At 38.1% G+C, this 17,130-nt stretch carries 19 protein-coding genes; 5 read left to right on the top strand and 14 right to left on the bottom strand.

Annotated elements, in window-relative coordinates; translation table 11 throughout:
- Positions 1-601: autotransporter outer membrane beta-barrel domain-containing protein (locus T432_RS0101910; RefSeq protein ID WP_028883956.1), on the top strand; the 601-nt coding region annotated here is incomplete at its 5' end.
- Between the two features lie 88 nt (positions 602-689).
- On the opposite strand, the gene rpmG is transcribed toward T432_RS0101910, so the two are convergent.
- From rpmG to radC, 6 genes are all read right to left on the bottom strand, one after another.
- The gene (gene rpmG / locus T432_RS0101905; protein ID WP_014111238.1) at positions 690-857 is read right to left on the bottom strand and encodes a 50S ribosomal protein L33; all 168 of its coding nucleotides are present in this window, start codon (positions 855-857) and stop codon (positions 690-692) included.
- A gap of 17 nt (positions 858-874) precedes the next feature.
- The gene (rpmB, locus tag T432_RS0101900) at positions 875-1,111 is read right to left on the bottom strand and encodes a 50S ribosomal protein L28 (protein WP_015551972.1); all 237 of its coding nucleotides are present in this window, start codon (positions 1,109-1,111) and stop codon (positions 875-877) included.
- Positions 1,112-1,236: 125 nt separating this feature from the next.
- Positions 1,237-2,682 (bottom strand): MATE family efflux transporter, encoded by a 1,446-nt coding sequence (locus T432_RS0101895; protein ID WP_248646256.1) that lies wholly within the window; start codon positions 2,680-2,682, stop codon positions 1,237-1,239.
- Positions 2,683-2,684: 2 nt separating this feature from the next.
- Entirely contained in the window at positions 2,685-4,445 is a 1,761-nt protein-coding gene (locus T432_RS0101890) for an ArnT family glycosyltransferase (protein WP_028883954.1), read from the bottom strand.
- A gap of 72 nt (positions 4,446-4,517) precedes the next feature.
- Positions 4,518-4,778, bottom strand: coding sequence for a type B 50S ribosomal protein L31 (locus T432_RS0101885; RefSeq protein WP_014111242.1), 261 nt, complete (start codon positions 4,776-4,778; stop codon positions 4,518-4,520).
- A 173-nt stretch (positions 4,779-4,951) separates the two neighbouring features.
- A complete protein-coding gene (gene radC, locus T432_RS0101880) occupies positions 4,952-5,635 on the bottom strand; it encodes a RadC family protein (protein WP_028883953.1) in 684 nt (227 codons plus the stop codon).
- 52 nt (positions 5,636-5,687) lie between these two features.
- Between radC and T432_RS0101875 the strand changes: the two genes are divergently transcribed.
- Positions 5,688-6,155 carry an FKBP-type peptidyl-prolyl cis-trans isomerase gene (locus T432_RS0101875; protein ID WP_028883952.1) on the top strand — a complete coding sequence of 156 codons (468 nt, stop codon included), beginning with the start codon at positions 5,688-5,690 and terminating at the stop codon, positions 6,153-6,155.
- On the top strand, positions 6,155-7,102 hold the full coding sequence (ispH, locus tag T432_RS0101870) for a 4-hydroxy-3-methylbut-2-enyl diphosphate reductase (protein WP_028883951.1): 948 nt from the start codon (positions 6,155-6,157) through the stop codon (positions 7,100-7,102). The genes T432_RS0101875 and ispH overlap by 1 nt, the downstream gene beginning before the upstream one ends.
- Here ispH and T432_RS0101865 read toward each other — a convergent pair.
- The 6 genes from T432_RS0101865 to T432_RS0101840 are packed head-to-tail and all read right to left on the bottom strand — an operon-like array spanning position 7,089 to position 11,198.
- A complete protein-coding gene (locus tag T432_RS0101865; RefSeq protein WP_028883950.1) occupies positions 7,089-7,724 on the bottom strand; it encodes a Maf family protein in 636 nt (211 codons plus the stop codon). The two genes, ispH and T432_RS0101865, sit on opposite strands and share 14 nt — an antisense overlap.
- 1 nt (position 7,725) lies before the next feature.
- Positions 7,726-8,196, bottom strand: a complete 471-nt coding sequence (gene rlmH, locus T432_RS0101860) for a 23S rRNA (pseudouridine(1915)-N(3))-methyltransferase RlmH (RefSeq protein WP_015551979.1) — start codon at positions 8,194-8,196, stop codon at positions 7,726-7,728.
- A 1-nt stretch (position 8,197) separates the two neighbouring features.
- Positions 8,198-8,596, bottom strand: coding sequence for a ribosome silencing factor (gene rsfS, locus T432_RS0101855; protein ID WP_014111248.1), 399 nt, complete (start codon positions 8,594-8,596; stop codon positions 8,198-8,200).
- Positions 8,593-9,180 carry a nicotinate (nicotinamide) nucleotide adenylyltransferase gene (nadD, locus tag T432_RS0101850; RefSeq protein WP_028883949.1) on the bottom strand — a complete coding sequence of 196 codons (588 nt, stop codon included), beginning with the start codon at positions 9,178-9,180 and terminating at the stop codon, positions 8,593-8,595. The genes rsfS and nadD overlap by 4 nt, the downstream gene beginning before the upstream one ends.
- Positions 9,180-10,466 carry a phosphoribosylamine--glycine ligase gene (purD, locus tag T432_RS0101845; protein ID WP_028883948.1) on the bottom strand — a complete coding sequence of 429 codons (1,287 nt, stop codon included), beginning with the start codon at positions 10,464-10,466 and terminating at the stop codon, positions 9,180-9,182. The genes nadD and purD overlap by 1 nt, the downstream gene beginning before the upstream one ends.
- Positions 10,467-11,198 (bottom strand): YebC/PmpR family DNA-binding transcriptional regulator, encoded by a 732-nt coding sequence (locus T432_RS0101840; protein WP_014111251.1) that lies wholly within the window; start codon positions 11,196-11,198, stop codon positions 10,467-10,469. It abuts the gene before it with no gap.
- A gap of 96 nt (positions 11,199-11,294) precedes the next feature.
- Between T432_RS0101840 and T432_RS0101835 the strand changes: the two genes are divergently transcribed.
- Together T432_RS0101835 and fic are read left to right on the top strand one after the other, a co-directional pair.
- The gene (locus tag T432_RS0101835) at positions 11,295-12,788 is read left to right on the top strand and encodes a helicase HerA-like C-terminal domain-containing protein (RefSeq protein WP_028883947.1); all 1,494 of its coding nucleotides are present in this window, start codon (positions 11,295-11,297) and stop codon (positions 12,786-12,788) included.
- Between the two features lie 27 nt (positions 12,789-12,815).
- A complete protein-coding gene (fic, locus tag T432_RS0101830) occupies positions 12,816-13,370 on the top strand; it encodes a protein adenylyltransferase Fic (RefSeq protein ID WP_028883946.1) in 555 nt (184 codons plus the stop codon).
- Between the two features lie 29 nt (positions 13,371-13,399).
- Here fic and T432_RS0101825 read toward each other — a convergent pair whose 3' ends face one another.
- Together T432_RS0101825 and pepN are read right to left on the bottom strand one after the other, a co-directional pair.
- A complete protein-coding gene (locus tag T432_RS0101825; protein WP_028883945.1) occupies positions 13,400-14,410 on the bottom strand; it encodes a class 1 fructose-bisphosphatase in 1,011 nt (336 codons plus the stop codon).
- Between the two features lie 3 nt (positions 14,411-14,413).
- Positions 14,414-17,119, bottom strand: coding sequence for an aminopeptidase N (pepN, locus tag T432_RS0101820; protein WP_028883944.1), 2,706 nt, complete (start codon positions 17,117-17,119; stop codon positions 14,414-14,416).
- Positions 17,120-17,130 lie beyond the last annotated feature (11 nt).

The raw sequence follows: 17,130 nt of genomic DNA, 5'->3' as shown, positions 1-17,130 counted from the left end.
TATCACAACAGATGCCCTAAGCCTAGGAGTCTATCACACTAACTATAACCCTAATGGTTCGTACTTTGATTTAGTAGGACAAGTGAGTAAGCTTAAAAACAAATACAATGCACGCAATGGTATTAAGGTTGATCAAAGCGGCTGGAGTGCGTTGCTATCGGCAGAGATTGGACATAAGTTTGCACTTGGTACTGCAGGTGGATTTATCGAACCACAAGCACAGCTTGCCTACCAACATCTAAGCCTAGATGATTTTAAAGACAAAGCTCGTGAAGTCAAGGGAGTGGATGCAAATGCCCTAAGAGGCAGAGTTGGTGTAAGGATGGGATATGACTTAGCCCCTAAAGCATCTGCAGTAGGCAGCTCGGTGTATATGACAGCTAACTTAATCACAGATATAACATCAAATCCGAAAGTGAAAATCGGTAAGGATAATGTGGAAGAGAAATTCAACCGCACATTCTTAGAGATTGGCTTAGGAGGACAAGCATCTATGAGTAAGTCTTTGAACCTATATGGTGATATAAGAGTACAGACTAATGTAGGCAGCAAAGATCGCTCAGGAATCAAAGGTCAAATTGGTCTTAAGTATAGTTGGTAGTAGTAAGGGTCCTTTGGACCCTTGCGATAAGCCCAAGATACAAAAAAGCCCACCGTCACAGGTGGGCTTAATCATATGTGAATTCTTATTATTTAAGCTTAGTTTCTTTGTATTCTACATGTTTACGAGCAACAGGATCATATTTTTTGATAATCATTTTATCTGGCATGCTACGTTTATTTTTAGTAGTAGTGTAGAAGTGACCTGTGCCTGCTGAAGACTCAAGTTTAATTTTTTCGCGAATACCTTTAGCCATATCTATCTCCTATGCTATTAAACTGATTGACCGTTTTTACGCATATCAGCTAAAACGGCATCAATACCTTTTTTATCGATAGTACGTAAAGCATTAGAAGAGATGCGTAGACGAACCCAACGGTTCTCACTTTCAACCCAAAATCTATGAGTTTGAAGATTTGGAAGGAAACGTCTTTTAGTTTTGTTATGTGCGTGTGACACATTATTTCCGGACATTGGGCGCTTGCCGGTTACTTGGCATACTTTAGCCATGATTATTTACCTCGTTAAGTTAAAAGATCTGTATTTTTGGCTCAGACCAACCTTATGTGATTTCCAAATAGGAAAACGTTCATTTTATTCTAAAAATATTTTATATGCAATTAACTTATTGAAATTTATGACTTTTTGCGTTTTAGTAGCTCTTTTTTGTAGTAAAAAGGCATATTATTTTTTCTAGATTTAGGAAGTAGAGTACGTATTACAAAAATATACCAAGAGCCCAAAATAATAGTACATACATAAAGAGAAATAGTAATCATAGTCCACATGGAAGAGATACCAACGGGAGCACCAGGCACAATAAAGTCAGTTAAAAACGTAACTCCGCCTTTGCCAGAACCGAATCCAAAATAAAATCCTCCTATCATCCCTATACCCAATAAGATAATCGATTGAGTCACAAATGGTACGGTAGCAATTTTGTGAGCTCTCAATATATATGGAACATAACATTGCAAAGCATCAGCTAAATGGAAGAATGGAATTATCGAAATCATAATTAAGGTGATTTCTGCTACATTTGCATCGTTTGTGTATAAAGAGACTAACGGCTCTTTAAATACTATTACAAGCACAGCTAATATGGCATATCCAGCCAAAACTAAATAAGTGCCAATTTTTACGGTGTTATAGGAGAGAATATATTTTCTTGCACCAATAGCTTGAGCCGCTAAAGCTGAAGTTGCAATGCTTATCGATTGAGGGATCATATACATCACTGCGACTAAATTAGTCATAATCTGATGGGCCCCAGAAACGAATTTGCCTTCTCTAGCAACGAATAAAGCCATAAATGTGAATATACTTATTTCTACAAGATATGAACCCCCCATAGGAATACCAAGTTTCAATATTTGCCTAATATATTTAAATGTCGGGCGACCTAAGTGAAGCTTGTATTTTTTATATACGGGGTTACCGAATAAAATCCATAAACCTATACCATAGGTAATCCAGCTTACAATCAAGGTAGAAAGACCAGCCCCAGCACTTCCCAACTCAGGTAGACCAAATTTTCCAAATATCAAAATCCAATTTAAAATCGCCTTTGATGCAGTCCCCACAATACTTATGTACATGATATGTCGTGGATGCTGAGAAGATGTGCTCACTGCATATACAGCCCTATACATAAGCATAGCTGGCAATGCCAAGTAACTTATCCGCAAATAAATTGTAATTTCATCTCGTACCTCTTTTGAGACATCCCCTGACATTGAAAGCCACAAATCTGGAAATAGCATAAGTAGCCCAGCAACTAGAGATAATATCAAGGCTAGCCATGTCCCTTGGCCCCAAAAAATCCCAACTTCAGAATTTTTTCGAGCACCGATTAGCTGAGATATTATCGGGATAATTGCATGCACTACCCCCATTAAACTAATGCTTATAGTAACGAATATGGCAGAAGCTAAACTCATAGCTTGCAAGCTAGTTGAGCTGTAATTTCCAAGCATCATTGTGTCTAAAACTGCATATGATATACCAGCTAGCTGACCTATTAATATAGGCCAGATCATTGAAATTAACTTTTTAAATATCGCATTACTGTAAGTAGACATGATTACCTATTTTTTAGAAGAATGAAATATTCTCCGTGGCGCTCGCTAGGCCTATTTCCTTCCCATAACACTGAGTTTGTGGCCAGTGGAGAGATTTTACTTAAAGAAATTGGATTGTTTTTGTTTGTTTGAAGAAAAGCGAACTGACACTCGTTTTTACTAAATTTTAAATTGGAAAAAATATGAAAAACAGCTAGCTGCCCAAGACCAACATTTATAGGTTCTACGCATGCATTAGGTGGCAATGCCCCCGCAACTTCCCTCGCTAAATCTTCACCAGCAATTCTATAAGATCGGCTGTAATTTATTAGAGGTAGCCAAAGCAAAGAGAGTAAAAACCAAACGCAAGTAAGCCCCCCTGCAGTCACAATCAGTCCTCGCCATAGGCCCTGTGGTTGTTTTCGTAAGCGCCAGTTTAAAAGCATAATCCATAAAATGCAGACCACAACACCAACAAATACTTCAATCCAATTGATGGTAATTTCGTAACCAGTAATTAATCTCATTATGTTGAAATTAATTTTGCTTGGCCATCCAGTTTGAAGTGCAATCCATCCAAACCACACTGTCAACAGAGCAATAGACACAGTCATAATGCTAAACCAATCGAGAATATTGATAGCATTACGTTTTAGAGTAGGAATACACATAGCGGCCAAGGCAACATTGCCAAACATAATGGGTCCATAATAAAGGTCATATGCAGGGCTGAAGAAAAATATAACAATTAGATTCGATGCGTAAAATAAAAAGGGAATCAAAATGTGAAACTCTTTAATCCATCGAGCCCATTTATAAATTGCTATTAAGGCAAATGGCCAGCTAGGCCAGAGGTACCAACTTAAATCGCGAATCTTAATTAATGTATCCTCAGTTTTAAGCTCAAAAGCCATCTTCAAATTATGCAGGTACCAACCGTCTAGCCAGTTAGGATTGCTTTGACGCACATACCAGTCCCACAAGAAGAAAGCAACACTCGTGGTAATCAACGGAATAAGCAAATTTAATTTTGTACGTACATCATAGGCAGGAAGAATCAGAAGAACAAAACTGACTATAAGTAATGGAAACAAACCAATAAAACCAAAAGAAGCCAATGACCCTATAAAAGCGAAACTTAAAGCTATAACGCCTTGAGGTTTTTTATCTATAATTCGCACAAAACCGTAGAATGCAATAGAATGCAAAGCCATAAGAAGAGGGAAATAGCTCGTTTCATGAACCCGAATAATAATTCCTACAGTAGCTATGCCAAAGAAGTACGCAACATCAGCAATCATTCTCCCATAGTCCTTTGGCCTAGGCTCCCCTCCAAATGAAAGTGGCAATGGCTGTGCCTCCTTTCTCCTAGCTAGCAAATATGTCCCATACCAAATGCCCCATAGAATTAAGAAATAGTAAAAAACATTAGGTATGCGTGCGGCATTGATTTGAGCGTCTAAGGGATTAAGAAAAAGTTCTAAAAATGGGGCAAAGATTAGAATAGAAATAGCCCCAATAATAGAATTCAAAGGCCCCTCACCATAAAAGGGAATTTCAGATATATGTGTAGTTAGCCAAGCACTTAAGTCAAATCCGTTAGAGAAATCTCTTACTAAAGTGAGCATACTGGCAAAGCCTGCTGCATCCTCAGTTTTCCATGGATCACGCCCAAAAAGCCCTGCGAAAATGAACGCAAACATAACCCAGTAGAGTATTCTTCTAGGTAGTTTGGAAGCCGCAGGACTGGCTAATCGGGCAGGTGTTTTACGGATTGAATTCATAATAAAAAAGGCAAACCCAAAACTAGATGCGTTTGCCTTATATTTTAGTACTTTGAATTTGTACTAAATCTTTTATTTTTTGATAGTACCTTGAGTACGTGCGAAACGGGCACGGAATTTCTCCACGCGACCAGTTTCAACAATACGAGTTTGAGCACCAGTATAAAAAGGGTGAGACTCAGAGGTCACGTCACACTTAAATAGTGGATATGTTTTGCCGTCAATATCAATAGTTTCGCGAGAATTCAAAGTAGAGCGAGTAATGAATTGTTTACCTGATTGCATATCTTGGAAAACAACTTCTCTGTATTCTGGGTGAATGCCTTCTTTCATGATTATCCTTATGTGTACGGGTCGCCAAATCAAATAAAATTTAATTCACGTATCCTAAAAGTAATCTAGGATTGTATCAAAAATTAAAAACTTTTCCACATATTAGATCCCAAATTTGGTATATCCGTCTTAATTTTTTAACAAAATCATAGGTTTAATAGGCCATTGCACAATTAATCATTTATTAACCCCATCTCAGCCATTGATTTAGCTTCTAATCTTGTGCAGACTATATGGTCTATAAGTTTAATATTTACTAAATCCAGAGCATCACGCAATTTTCTAGTTATTTCTATGTCGGGTTTACTTGGTTGGGGCTCACCAGAAGGGTGGTTGTGAGCCAAAACTATATAAGCGGCATGATGTTTAAGAGCACTTTTTACAATTTCTCTAGGATAAATTGGGGCATGGTCAATTGTCCCTTTAATTGCAATTTCCGAATGAGTAAGTTTAAAAGAATGATTGAGAAATAAAAGCAGGCAGTTTTCCTCGGTTTTATTGCCAATTGTATGAATGCAATATCTTTTCACTGCACTTGCTTGTTGTAGTACAGGATATTCTTTTAGGGGTTCTTCTAAAATTCTCTTTGCTATTTCATGTAAAGCCATAAGTTGCGTAACTTTAGCTAGGCCTAAACCGTGAATATCATATAACTCTTCTGAATGGGCATTTAAAAGTTGTCTTAAGCCTCCAAACTTTGTGAGCAATTTTTGACTAAATTCAACTACAGGCTGCCCCTTAGGGCCACTTCCTAATATCAGAGCAAGTAATTCTGCAGTCGATAAAACCTCTGGCCCATGCTTAATGAGACGCTCTCTTGGTTTTTCAGTAGGTGTATCTAAACTTAAAATTGACATAGTGATTAAAATAAATAACTTTAAAACCAGATTTTGATGGAAATTAATCCTTATGACTAGTCGGGATGATAAAACTATCCATAATGATTCATACTTAACTCTCCACTACAAAATACTCTTAAAAACAGGAGCATTGCCAGCGGAAGAATTTATAAATACCTTCAATGGTCCACCAGCAACACTTCTTATGGGTTCAGGGCAGTGGGCAGAAACTATGGAAGCTCCACTAATTGGTCATAAAGAGGGCGATCATTTTAGTTTTGAACTTTCCGCAGCTGAAGCTTTTGGAGAAAGAAATCCAGAACTAGTTCAAACTATATTGGAGGATGCCGTAATCAATGGATCAGATGATATCCCAGTTTTTGAAATCAATGATCGAATAGAATTTACAGCTCCAAATGGCTCTCGTTATTCTGGTCTTTTTAAGGGTAGGGACGGAGAGAATGTTATTATCGACTTTAATCATCCACTGGCGGGACAAGCACTTCATATTGAAGTAAAAATTATTGGAGTTATGTAATGACAGATAATTCAAATGCAGAGATTCTCCTTTCTGAACCACGTGGCTTTTGTGCAGGCGTCGACAGAGCGATAGATATAGTTGAGCGTGCACTTGAGCTACATGGGGCACCCATCTATGTTCGTCATGAGATTGTTCATAATCGTTTTGTTGTGCAGTCATTAAGAGAAAAGGGAGCCATTTTTGTCGACGAACTCGATGAAGTGCCCGAAGGCTCTATCGTAATTTTTTCTGCTCACGGGGTTTCTCTAAAAGTGAGGGAGGAAGCCGAAGCGCGAGGATTGCGTGTTTTTGATGCAACCTGTCCCCTAGTTACAAAAGTGCATATTGAAGTAAAAAAAATGCATGAAGCGGGTAGGTCAGTGATTATGATTGGACATAAAGGACATCCAGAAGTTGAGGGTACACTTGGTCAAGCCCGAGGCAATATGTACCTTGTCGAAACTGTTGAGGATGTTCACAATTTAGATATACCAAATACAGATAATTTGGCCTATGTTACTCAAACCACATTATCAGTTGATGATACAGCATTAATCACAAAAGCCTTACATGAAAAATTTCCCAATATCATTGCCCCCAAAAAAGCCGATATCTGTTATGCAACTCAAAATCGTCAGGATGCAGTCAAAATCATTGCCCCCCAATGCGATGTGTTTTTCGTTGTAGGAAGTACAAATAGTTCTAACTCAAATAGGCTTCGAGAGTTGGCTGAACGCCTTAATTGCCCTTCATATCTTATTGATGATCCTGATATGATTAAGCCAGAGTGGATCGAAGGAAAAAAATCTATAGGCATTACGGCAGGTGCGTCTGCCCCAGAAGTGCTTGTGCAAAATGTAATTAATAGACTACGCGAAATGGGTGCGATTTCTGTAAGAAAAGTTGCTGGAATCGAGGAGAACGTGTCATTTCCGCTTCCAAGAGAACTATCTAGGAAGCTTTAAGTCGCAAGCCACAAAGCAGTTGATATGTTTCAAACAAAGGCAGCCCCATCACACCCGTATAGCTGCCTTCTATTTTTTCAATAAAAATTGAGGCCATGCCCTGAATGCCGTAGGCACCAGCTTTTCCGAAAGGCTCTCCACTTTCTATATATTTAGAGACATCATCCATCGAAAGCCTCTTGAAATAAACATTCGTGCGAGAAACAGCCAATGTCCTATCGCCCCTAACATTTATCACCACAGCTGTATGCACCTGATGCATTTTTCCAGAAAGCTTAAGCAAAATCTGAGCCGCATCAATCTCATCTTTTGGCTTACCTAAAACATAGCCATCCATCATAACGCATGTGTCAGCCGTCAGAATGGGCCTATAGTAAAGCTTATCATTGAGTACATAATCCCAAGCTAAATCTGACTTCTCATATGCAGTGCGAATCACATAGTCCTCTGGTCTCTCGTTTTCGAGCATTGGTTCATCCTCGCCCTCAGGCTTAGGCACACGCAATACTTCATGACGAATTCCAATATGCTTAAGTAGTTGATGTCTGCGTGGACTCTCAGAAGCAAGATATATTATTGGAAACTTATTTGATATAGGTGTCTCTTTAAAATCATCGACCATACTAAGCTCTGTGATAAGGGTGATTGTTTAAAATGCTCCATGCCCTGTATAACTGTTCAATTAGCAACACACGGACCATTGGATGTGGCAATGTCAACGACGACAACCTCAATTTTTCATTACTCTTTGATTTGAGTACTTCATCCAAACCATCTGGCCCTCCAATCAATAGAACCACTTCAGGTTTTTCATTCATCCACTCACTAAGCCTTTTAGAGAGAGAAACGGTGGTCAAATCCTTTCCATGTTCATCGAGTGCAACTACCCACGCATCGCTTGAAATCGCAGACTCAATTCTGATAGCTTCTGCGGCCATCATTTGTTTTGCTGTTTTGCCCGACGTTCTAGGTTCAGGTTTTACTTCATGCAAAGAGACTTGTATTTCTGGGGGCATGCGTTTTTCATACTCAGCATATGCCTCTTCAACCCATTTAGGCATCTTCTGACCAACAGCGATAATTTTTAATTTCATACTAATCCAAATCTGGATCGTAAGTATGAGAAGGCGGTGTTTCAATGGTGGATTGAGGAAGAAGTTTCATGCGTACTGGACGTCCACCCCACACAGCTTCCAAATCATAATATGCACGAATATGTGGTTGCATACAATGGATAATAATATCTCCAATATCCACTAATACCCACTCGCCACTATCCTCGCCTTCAAGTGCAATAATTTCAATATCATGCTTACGAACCGCATCAATAACACTTTTAGCCAAAGAACGAGTTTGTCGATTCGAAGAACCGCTTGCAATAATCATGCGGTCGAACAAACTTGTTAAATGGGTTGTATTGAAAATTTTGATATTTTGAGCTTTTACGTCTTCTAGTGCATCGACTACGATTCTTTGAAGTTTTTGAATATTCATTCTTTATAAAGATTGTGAGTATTAATGTATTTTATAACCTCTGGGTGGACAAGTCCCTCAATAGATTGCGAATTTTTAATTTTTTCTCTAATTTGAGTTGAAGATAAATTTTGATCTTCCATTTGCAGAAAATGTATCTCTTTATTTAATTTTTTGAGTTCTTCGCTTATCTCAGAAGGAATCTCAAGAGGGTAGGATGGTCTATGAGCCACTAGCAGATCAACATGTCTAAGTATATCCTGCCATCTATGCCAGGTCGTAAAATTTTGAAGCTGATCACTGCCCATAATCCAATAATATTTATGCTCCGGTGGCAATGCCTCAACTGTATCTATCGTATATGTAAGCCCATCTCTTTCTAATTCACTTGTGTTAATGCATATGTCTGGATGACCTGCAATCGAAAGCCTAATCATAGCAATTCTATGAGCGGCTTCAAGCATCTGAGATGGTTTCTGCCACGGTTTTTTTGCTGGCAGTAATTGCACTTGCTTAATTTCTCCAAAATTTAGTGCACTTAGAGCAAGTGAGAGATGAGCTTTGTGAAATGGATTAAAACTCCCACCCAATAAGGCTATATGCATTAATTTCCTTTTAAGGCTCTCCAGCCTATATCTGTACGATATTGCATACCGTCAAAATTTATTTTCTTAATTTTCTCGTAGGCAATGTTCCTGGCTGTTTTCAATTCTTCACCAACAGCACATACGCAAAGTACACGGCCACCTGAAGTAACTAAATCTCCATCTGAGTTAATTTTTGTACCTGCATGGAAAATCTTACAATTATTAGATTCACTCAAATCACCACTAATTGCATCGCCTTTTCTAGGATTAGTCGGATATCCATCTGAAGCAAGTACTACTCCTACAGCAAATCTTGAATCCCATTCAATCTCTGCCTCGTTAAGATGCCCATTTAAAGCAGCACCTACAATATCGGAGAAATCAGATTTAATACGCATCATAATAGGCTGCGTTTCAGGGTCACCCATGCGGCAATTAAATTCCAAAACCTTTATAGAACGTGTTTCATCTGGACCATCATCAATCATTAGCCCTGCATATAAAAATCCTGTGTATTTAATACCGTCAGCTTTCATACCTACAATAGTTGGGCGAATAATCTCATCCATAACCCGATTATGAATTACATCGCTTACGATAGGAGCAGGTGAATAAGCTCCCATACCACCTGTATTTGGCCCCTTATCGCCATCTAATTGACGTTTGTGGTCTTGACTGCCTGCTAGAGGAAGTATATGTTCACCATCAACCATAACAATGAAACTAGCTTCCTCGCCCTTTAAAAAATCCTCAATCACAATGCGAGAACCCGCTACGCCCATAGTAGCTCCTGCAAGAAAATCATCCACAGTCGCATGAGCGGTGTCCATATCCATCGCAACTACCACACCTTTCCCCGCCGCTAAGCCGTCCGCTTTTATAACAATCGGTGCCTGCTTTGAGTTCAAGTATTCATGAGCCTCTTGAGTCGATGTAAATGTCCTATAATCCGCAGTTGGAATCGAATGACGCATCATAAAATTTTTCGCAAAATCTTTGGAACTTTCAAGCTGTGCAGCAGCCTTTGTAGGGCCAAAAATCCTTAAACCATGTTTGCGAAATAAATCTACGACACCCTGAGCAAGTGGAGCTTCAGGACCTACAACAGTAAATTCAATCCCGTTTTCTAGAGCAAATTTTAAAAGCCCCTCATTATCTGAGATGGCAATGTTCTCGAGTTTCGCTTCTTGATCTGTCCCGCCATTTCCTGGGGCAATATACACTTTAGTGACTTTATTGGATTTAGCCAATCTCCATGCAATTGCATGTTCGCGTCCACCAGAGCCAATTACAAGCAAGTTCATCTATTCGGCCTCATCAAAAACGGCTGTAGTATGTACTTCTTGAACATCATCTAGGCTTTCTAGTTGATCGAGAATTTTTTGCATTTTAACGGCATCATCTCCTTCAAGAACTGTCTCGTTTAATGGTTTCATAATGATGGCATCTACTTCTGGAGTTAACCCCGCATCTAAAAATGCTTTCTTCACGGCCATGTAATCAGAAGGCTCACATGTCACTTCAATAAGTCCTTCTTCGTCTGTAATAACATCATCTGCCCCTGCCTCTAATCCTATGTCCATTATTTGTGATTCGTCACTACCTGGAGCAAATAGGAATTGTCCACAATGTTTAAACATAAAGGCTACGCTTCCGTCTTGACCTAAATTACCCCCATGTTTAGTAAAAGCGTGACGAACATCGGAAACTGTTCTTGTGCGGTTATCAGTCATACATTCAACAATCACGGCTGCACCAGCAGGGCCATAGCCTTCATATCGGATTTTTTCATAGTTTTCACCATCTGCACCGCCAGCTCCGCGTTGAATCGCACGCATTATATTATCTTTAGGCATATTTGCGGCAGTAGCCTTATCCCATGCAAGACGTAATGATGGATTTGCATCGGGGTCAGGACCTCCAGCTCTTGCGGCAACTTGAATCTCTCTAATTATTTTCGTCCAGATTTTTCCACGTTTAGCGTCTTGTCGTCCTTTACGGTGTTGAATATTAGCCCACTTACTATGTCCAGCCATTTAATTTCTCTATTTGTTAAATATAAAATGACTAATTTTAACAAGACTAGGGTTAATTTATAATTAGCTAGTTAAATTTACTTGTATGAGGTAATCATGGCTGAGCCTATTCTTTTTGCTAAAGGAAGTGAAGATTTTGTTTATATGTTGCCAAAACTAGCCAATCGGCATGGTTGCATAACAGGTGCCACAGGTACTGGTAAGACTGTGTCTCTTCAAGTTCTTGCTCAGTCATTCTCAAAATTAGGTGTACCTGTTTTTATGGCTGACGTTAAAGGTGACTTAACAGGTATTTCTCAAGCTGGTGAAGCCTCTCCAAAATTGGTGGCTCGATTAGAAAAATATGGTATTCCAACACCAAATTTTGCTGCTTGTCCTGTTACTTTATGGGATTTATACGGGGAGCAGGGACATCCAATTAGAGCAACTATTAGTCATATGGGACCTCTGTTACTGTCACGTATTTTAGATTTAAATGATACTCAGTCTGGTGTACTAAGCTTGATATTCAAACTTGCAGATGATGAGGGTCAGTTAATCCTTGATATGAAAGATTTACGTGCCATGTTGCAGCATGTCTCAGATCGTAGAGCTGAAATACAAGGTACTTACGGAAACGTATCGCCTGCTACAGTTGGGGCCATTCAAAGAAAACTTCTAGAATTGGAAGCTCAAGGAGCAGACAAATTCTTTGCAGAACCTATGCTCGATATATTCGATTTAATGCGAGTAGATCATAACGGAAATGGCATGGTTAATATCTTGGCTGCAGATAAATTGATGAATTCGCCTAAACTATATGGAGTGTTTTTATTGTGGTTACTAGCCGAGATCTACGAGGCATTGCCAGAAGTAGGGGATTTAGAGAAGCCAAAATTTGTTTTCTTTTTTGATGAGGCACATTTGGTTTTTGAAGATGCACCAGATGCATTATTAGAAAGAATTGAGCTTATTGTTCGCCTTAGCCGTTCAAAAGGAATTGGTGTTTATTTTGTAACTCAAAATCCATTAGATATTCCTGATAGTGTTTTAGGTCAGTTAGGGAATCGTGTTCAACACGCTTTACGTGCTTATACACCACGCGATCAAAAAGCGGTTAGAACTGCAGCTGAAACCATGCGTCCAAACCCTAAACTTAATATCGAACAGGCTATAACTGAACTTGGTGTGGGTGAGGCCTTAATCTCTTTCTTAGATGAAAAAGGTGCTCCTTCTATAACAGAGAGAGCTTGGGTTGTTGCACCTGCTTCTAGAATTGGCCCCATCACTGACCTTGAGAGAAATCAACTTAAAAATTCTTCACATGTTTACGGTAAATACGATCGTACTGTCGATCGAGAATCCGCTTATGAAATACTCCAAAAGCGTGCTGCAGAAGTTCAAGCGCTACAACAAAAAGAATCTGCACAAGCACAAGGAAGTGGAGGTGTAGTTGGAATTTTTAAAGACTTTATGATCGGCAGTACTGGTCCTCGTGGGGGACGTCGTGATGGCATAATACAAAGAGCAGTTAAAAATGAGGCTTCACGTATGACACGCTCTTTAATTCGTGGAGTTTTAGGATCTTTGTTAGGTGGTAGACGAAGATAATTATTTTTATTTGTGATTTATGGGCCTATGAATACCAACGATATTGATAAAAAAAGTTTAGAAAACGCCAAGAATCTTTTTTTAAGCGGAAAAATAAATCAAATTGAAGTAGATACACTTCTAGGCCTTAAAGAAATTCACAGAGAATTATTCTCTGGTTTATATGAATTTGCTGGTGAGATAAGGACAAAAAATATCTCAAAGGGAAATTTTCGATTTGCAAACTCTCTTTATCTCAAGGAAGCTCTATCTGCTATTGAAAAGATGCCAGAATCTAGTTTTGAAGAAATTGTGTCTAAATACGTTGAAATGAATATAGCCCATCCTTTTATGGAAGGTAATGGGAGAAGTACAAGAATTTGGCTTGATATGATTTTAAAAAAACGAATTAGAAAAGTTGTGGATTGGGCAAAGATTAATAAAATTGATTATCTCCAAGCTATGGAGAGAAGCCCGATAAACGATTTAGAACTTCGTACATTATTAGGAAATAATCTCACAGATAGAATAGAAGATAGAGAGGTAATTTTTAAAGGTATTGAACAGTCTTATTTTTATGAAGGATACGATGCACGAAAATAGTTGAAAGCCTCGTATTTGAGGCTTTCTTTTTATTTGAAGTAGGATTTGAAAGTTTCTACTTCATTTTTTGAACCCAAGACCACACTCACTCTTTGATGTAGGTCTTTAGGTTCAATATCTAAAATAGGATTTACTGTATCCACAGCCAAACCGCCAGCTTGTTCAATGATTAAAGACATGGGATTTGCTTCATAAAGAAGACGCAATTTACCTGGCTTTTCAGGATTACGTTTATCCCATGGATACATAAAAATACCACCTCTTTGCAAGATTCTATGCACCTCTGCAACCATTGAAGCCACCCATCGCATATTAAAATCTTTTCCTCTAGGACCTGTAGTGCCTGCCAAACAATCATTTATATAATTTTGTACAGGCTCATCCCAATGCCTCATATTAGACATATTTATGGCAAATTCCTTGGTATCTTCAGGTATTTGTATATTTTCTTTAGTAAGAATCCAACTACCAAGTTCCGTATCTAGAGTGAAAGCCACAACACCATTTCCCACCGTAAAAACTAGTTGCGTTTGTGGGCCATATAAAGCATAACCTGCGGCAACTTGTTGACGTCCAGTGTTATAAAAAATATCTTTAGAAATTTTTGGGTTCTCTAGTTTTTTACTGTCAGCTTTGACTATTGAGAAAATTGTGCCTATAGAAATATTTACATCAATATTCGATGAGCCATCAAGCGGATCAAATAGAAGAAGATATTCGCCCTTAGGATATTTTTCAGGAATATTATGAATATCTTCCATCTCTTCAGAAGCCATCGCAAGCAAATGCCCGCCCCATACATTTGCCTCGAGCAAAACATCATTGGAAATTACATCTAATTTTTTCTGAACCTCTCCTTGAACATTTTCATGAGAAGTTTCACCTAACACATCATTTAGATCACCTTTACCCGTTAGGTTGGCAATGGTCCTGCATGCCCTTGCTACTGACTCTATAATCAATCTGACTTCTGGAGCGAGTTTGCTTTCATTACGTTGTTGTTCAACAAGATATTGAAACAAGGTTTTTCTAGTCTTCATGTTTTACTCAATCGATGATGCTTTTGAAATGATTTCTATCACATTAGGAGATAGTTTATCCTGTGCGGAAATTTTATCTAATTGTGCTTTCATAAGTCCACGGTAAGGCTCATCATATTTAGACCAATTATCCATAATACGTGCATACCGAGCTGCAACTTCAGGATTTTTCGAATCGATTTCAAGTAAATATTTGGTGAAAAATTCGTATCCTAATCCATCTTTACTATGGAACAACTCCATATTATTCATACTAAATTGGAAAATTAAAGATCGTGCACGATTAGGGTTCGATAAATTAAATTGCGGGTGGGCAATAAGAGCATTTATAGCATCCATATTACTTGCATACATAGCTTGAAGTGCAAACCATTTATCGATAACTAATTGATCATTTTCAAATTGATGGTAGAAGTGATTTAAGAAAGTTTTAGTCAATTCATGGTCAGGGTGGTATTTAACAAGGCTTGATAAGGCCGCATATCTGTCGGTCATATTATTCGCATTTAAATACTGATCATTAGCTAAATTCAAATGTTTATCTGACTCTTGATTAAGCAGAAAATTTAGACATGTATTTTTAAGTGCACGAACTCCATAATTTTTTGCATCTAAAACGTATGTCAGATTTTCGTTTAATTTAGAGTACAAAGCAAAAAATAAGCCTTCTAATCTAGTTGCAAGTTCACGTGAGAATTTTTTCGAAGCTCTAACAAGATTTTGTGGATTTATAGGTGATTGCATTTGAGAGAGCAACTTCAATCCAGGCACCTGCAATAGCAATGCCTTATATGCATCACTAATATTCGTATCAGATATATTTAACTGCCACACACGAATAACATCAGCATCCACTATTTTTTCAGGAGATATAGTAATTGCAAGTATTTCATTTATCGCTAGCGTTTGAGCGGATTCCCAACGAACAAATGGATTTGTATCCTTAGTTGCTAGAGTAATTAGCTCATCTTTAGTATAAGAATATTTCACTTTAACAGGAGCTGAAAAATCCCTTAATAAAGATGGAATTGGTTTAGAGCTCACATTTGCAAATGACCAGGTTTGAGTTTCTTGATGCAAGTCGAGAATAAAACTATTTGGTTCATATTCCGTAATCGCAGAATTATAGTCGTTGCTAATTGGTTCAGCTTTAATAGCGGCCCCATACTCATTTATAAATCCGATCTTAAATGGTATGTGGAATGGTTCTTTTTTGTAGTCCGCTTTGATTTTTTCAACCCCAACATTTGGGCATGATTGAGAAAGGGTAACTTGAACCACTTTAGTCTCTGGCGAGTAGGCAATGCTCACGTCTACTGTCGGTGTGCCCGCTTGTGAATACCATCTTCTAAAAATATTAAGATTGCGTCCTGGATTTTTAAGGCTATAAATTGATTCCATAGCATTTACAAAATCATCGCATGTTACGGCCTGCCCATCATGACGTCTGAAATACTCACGCATACCAGACTGAAAATCCTCTTCACCTAAAAGAGTATGCTGCATGCGTATTACTTCTGCACCTTTTTCATATACAGTTGATGTGTAAAAATTTGCTATCTCTTGATAAGAGTGTGGTCGAATTGGGTGTGCCATTGGCCCTTCATCTTCAGCAAATTGAATGGCACGTAAATTAATTACATCTTGAATTCTATTTACTGCTCGAGCACTTTCAGCTTCTTCAAATTCAAGTCCTTTAGCCATCATATCTGCAGAGAATTCTTGATCTCTAAATACTGTTAGTCCTTCTTTAAGACTTAATTGAAACCAGTCTCTACATGTGACGCGGTTACCAGTCCAGTTATGAAAATACTCATGTCCAACAACACCTTCAATGCCTTGATAATTTGCGTCGGTAGCTGTCTCAGGTGAGGCTAATACATACATTGCATTAAAAATGTTAAGCCCTTTGTTTTCCATAGCACCCATATTGAAGTCGCGAGCTGCGACAATCATAAAACGCTCTAAATCAAGTTCAAGTCCAAATCTTTCTTCGTCCCACTTGATTGCATTTTTTAAACTCTCCATAGCCCATTTAGTTTGGCTTTTGCTTCCAGGGTCACTATAGATTTGAAGTAGTACTTTTCTACCTGATTTAGTTTCTATATGATCTTCAAGTAAATCAAACTGACCACCTACTAAAGCAAATAAATAGCAAGGTTTTAGGAATGGGTCATGCCATATAGCTCTATGCATTCCATCTTCTAAATCTATTGACTCAATTAAATTACCATTAGAGAGGATATGTGGGTATTTCTCTTTAGATGCATCAATAGTGACTCTAAACTCAGACATAACATCGGGACGGTCTGGATAAAAGGTTATTCTTCTAAATCCTTCTGCCTCGCATTGAGTAAAAAAACTTTCTCCTGAAATATATAAACCCATTAATGCACTGTTATCCTTTGGGTTACAAGAGTTAACTATCTCAATAGTGAACTCTTTTGCTGGAGGAATTAGAGTTAAAAGTTCATGTTCATATTTATAGTCATTAAACTCTACATGATTAATTTTTAATGACTTAATGTCTAAATCAGCACCATTTAAAACTAGCGGAACAATTGAGTCGTTCTCATCTTTAAGTTTTACCTGCATCGTATTAGTAACAGTGGTGCATTTAGGGTCTAATTTGAAATATAAACTAACGTTCTGTATTGAATAAGGGTAAGGAAGGTAATCTTCTCTATAAACTGTTTTTTGAGAATTCATTAATAGTACCT

Origin of the sequence: Taylorella asinigenitalis ATCC 700933 (genome assembly GCF_000687755.1) — a bacterium.
Taxonomy (GTDB): domain Bacteria; phylum Pseudomonadota; class Gammaproteobacteria; order Burkholderiales; family Burkholderiaceae_B; genus Taylorella; species Taylorella asinigenitalis.
Note: the sequence above shows the minus strand (reverse complement) of the source record. Positions and strands in the feature narration are given on the sequence as shown.

Excerpts from the sequence above, each read along its gene's own strand:
- purD (WP_028883948.1), bottom strand. The coding sequence starts at position 10,466 with ATGAACTTGCTTGTAATTGGCTCTGGTGGACGCGAACATGCAATTGCA.
- T432_RS0101865 (WP_028883950.1), bottom strand. The coding sequence starts at position 7,724 with ATGGTCGATGATTTTAAAGAGACACCTATATCAAATAAGTTTCCAATA.
- rpmB (WP_015551972.1), bottom strand. The coding sequence starts at position 1,111 with ATGGCTAAAGTATGCCAAGTAACCGGCAAGCGCCCAATGTCCGGAAAT.
- rsfS (WP_014111248.1), bottom strand. The coding sequence starts at position 8,596 with ATGAATATTCAAAAACTTCAAAGAATCGTAGTCGATGCACTAGAAGAC.
- T432_RS0101885 (WP_014111242.1), bottom strand. The coding sequence starts at position 4,778 with ATGAAAGAAGGCATTCACCCAGAATACAGAGAAGTTGTTTTCCAAGAT.
- rpmG (WP_014111238.1), bottom strand. The coding sequence starts at position 857 with ATGGCTAAAGGTATTCGCGAAAAAATTAAACTTGAGTCTTCAGCAGGC.
- ispH (WP_028883951.1), top strand. The coding sequence starts at position 6,155 with ATGACAGATAATTCAAATGCAGAGATTCTCCTTTCTGAACCACGTGGC.
- T432_RS0101890 (WP_028883954.1), bottom strand. The coding sequence starts at position 4,445 with ATGAATTCAATCCGTAAAACACCTGCCCGATTAGCCAGTCCTGCGGCT.
- nadD (WP_028883949.1), bottom strand. The coding sequence starts at position 9,180 with ATGCATATAGCCTTATTGGGTGGGAGTTTTAATCCATTTCACAAAGCT.
- radC (WP_028883953.1), bottom strand. The coding sequence starts at position 5,635 with ATGTCAATTTTAAGTTTAGATACACCTACTGAAAAACCAAGAGAGCGT.
- pepN (WP_028883944.1), bottom strand. The coding sequence starts at position 17,119 with ATGAATTCTCAAAAAACAGTTTATAGAGAAGATTACCTTCCTTACCCT.
- T432_RS0101875 (WP_028883952.1), top strand. The coding sequence starts at position 5,688 with ATGACTAGTCGGGATGATAAAACTATCCATAATGATTCATACTTAACT.
- T432_RS0101840 (WP_014111251.1), bottom strand. The coding sequence starts at position 11,198 with ATGGCTGGACATAGTAAGTGGGCTAATATTCAACACCGTAAAGGACGA.
- T432_RS0101825 (WP_028883945.1), bottom strand. The coding sequence starts at position 14,410 with ATGAAGACTAGAAAAACCTTGTTTCAATATCTTGTTGAACAACAACGT.
- T432_RS0101895 (WP_248646256.1), bottom strand. The coding sequence starts at position 2,682 with ATGTCTACTTACAGTAATGCGATATTTAAAAAGTTAATTTCAATGATC.
- rlmH (WP_015551979.1), bottom strand. The coding sequence starts at position 8,196 with ATGAAATTAAAAATTATCGCTGTTGGTCAGAAGATGCCTAAATGGGTT.
- fic (WP_028883946.1), top strand. The coding sequence starts at position 12,816 with ATGAATACCAACGATATTGATAAAAAAAGTTTAGAAAACGCCAAGAAT.
- T432_RS0101835 (WP_028883947.1), top strand. The coding sequence starts at position 11,295 with ATGGCTGAGCCTATTCTTTTTGCTAAAGGAAGTGAAGATTTTGTTTAT.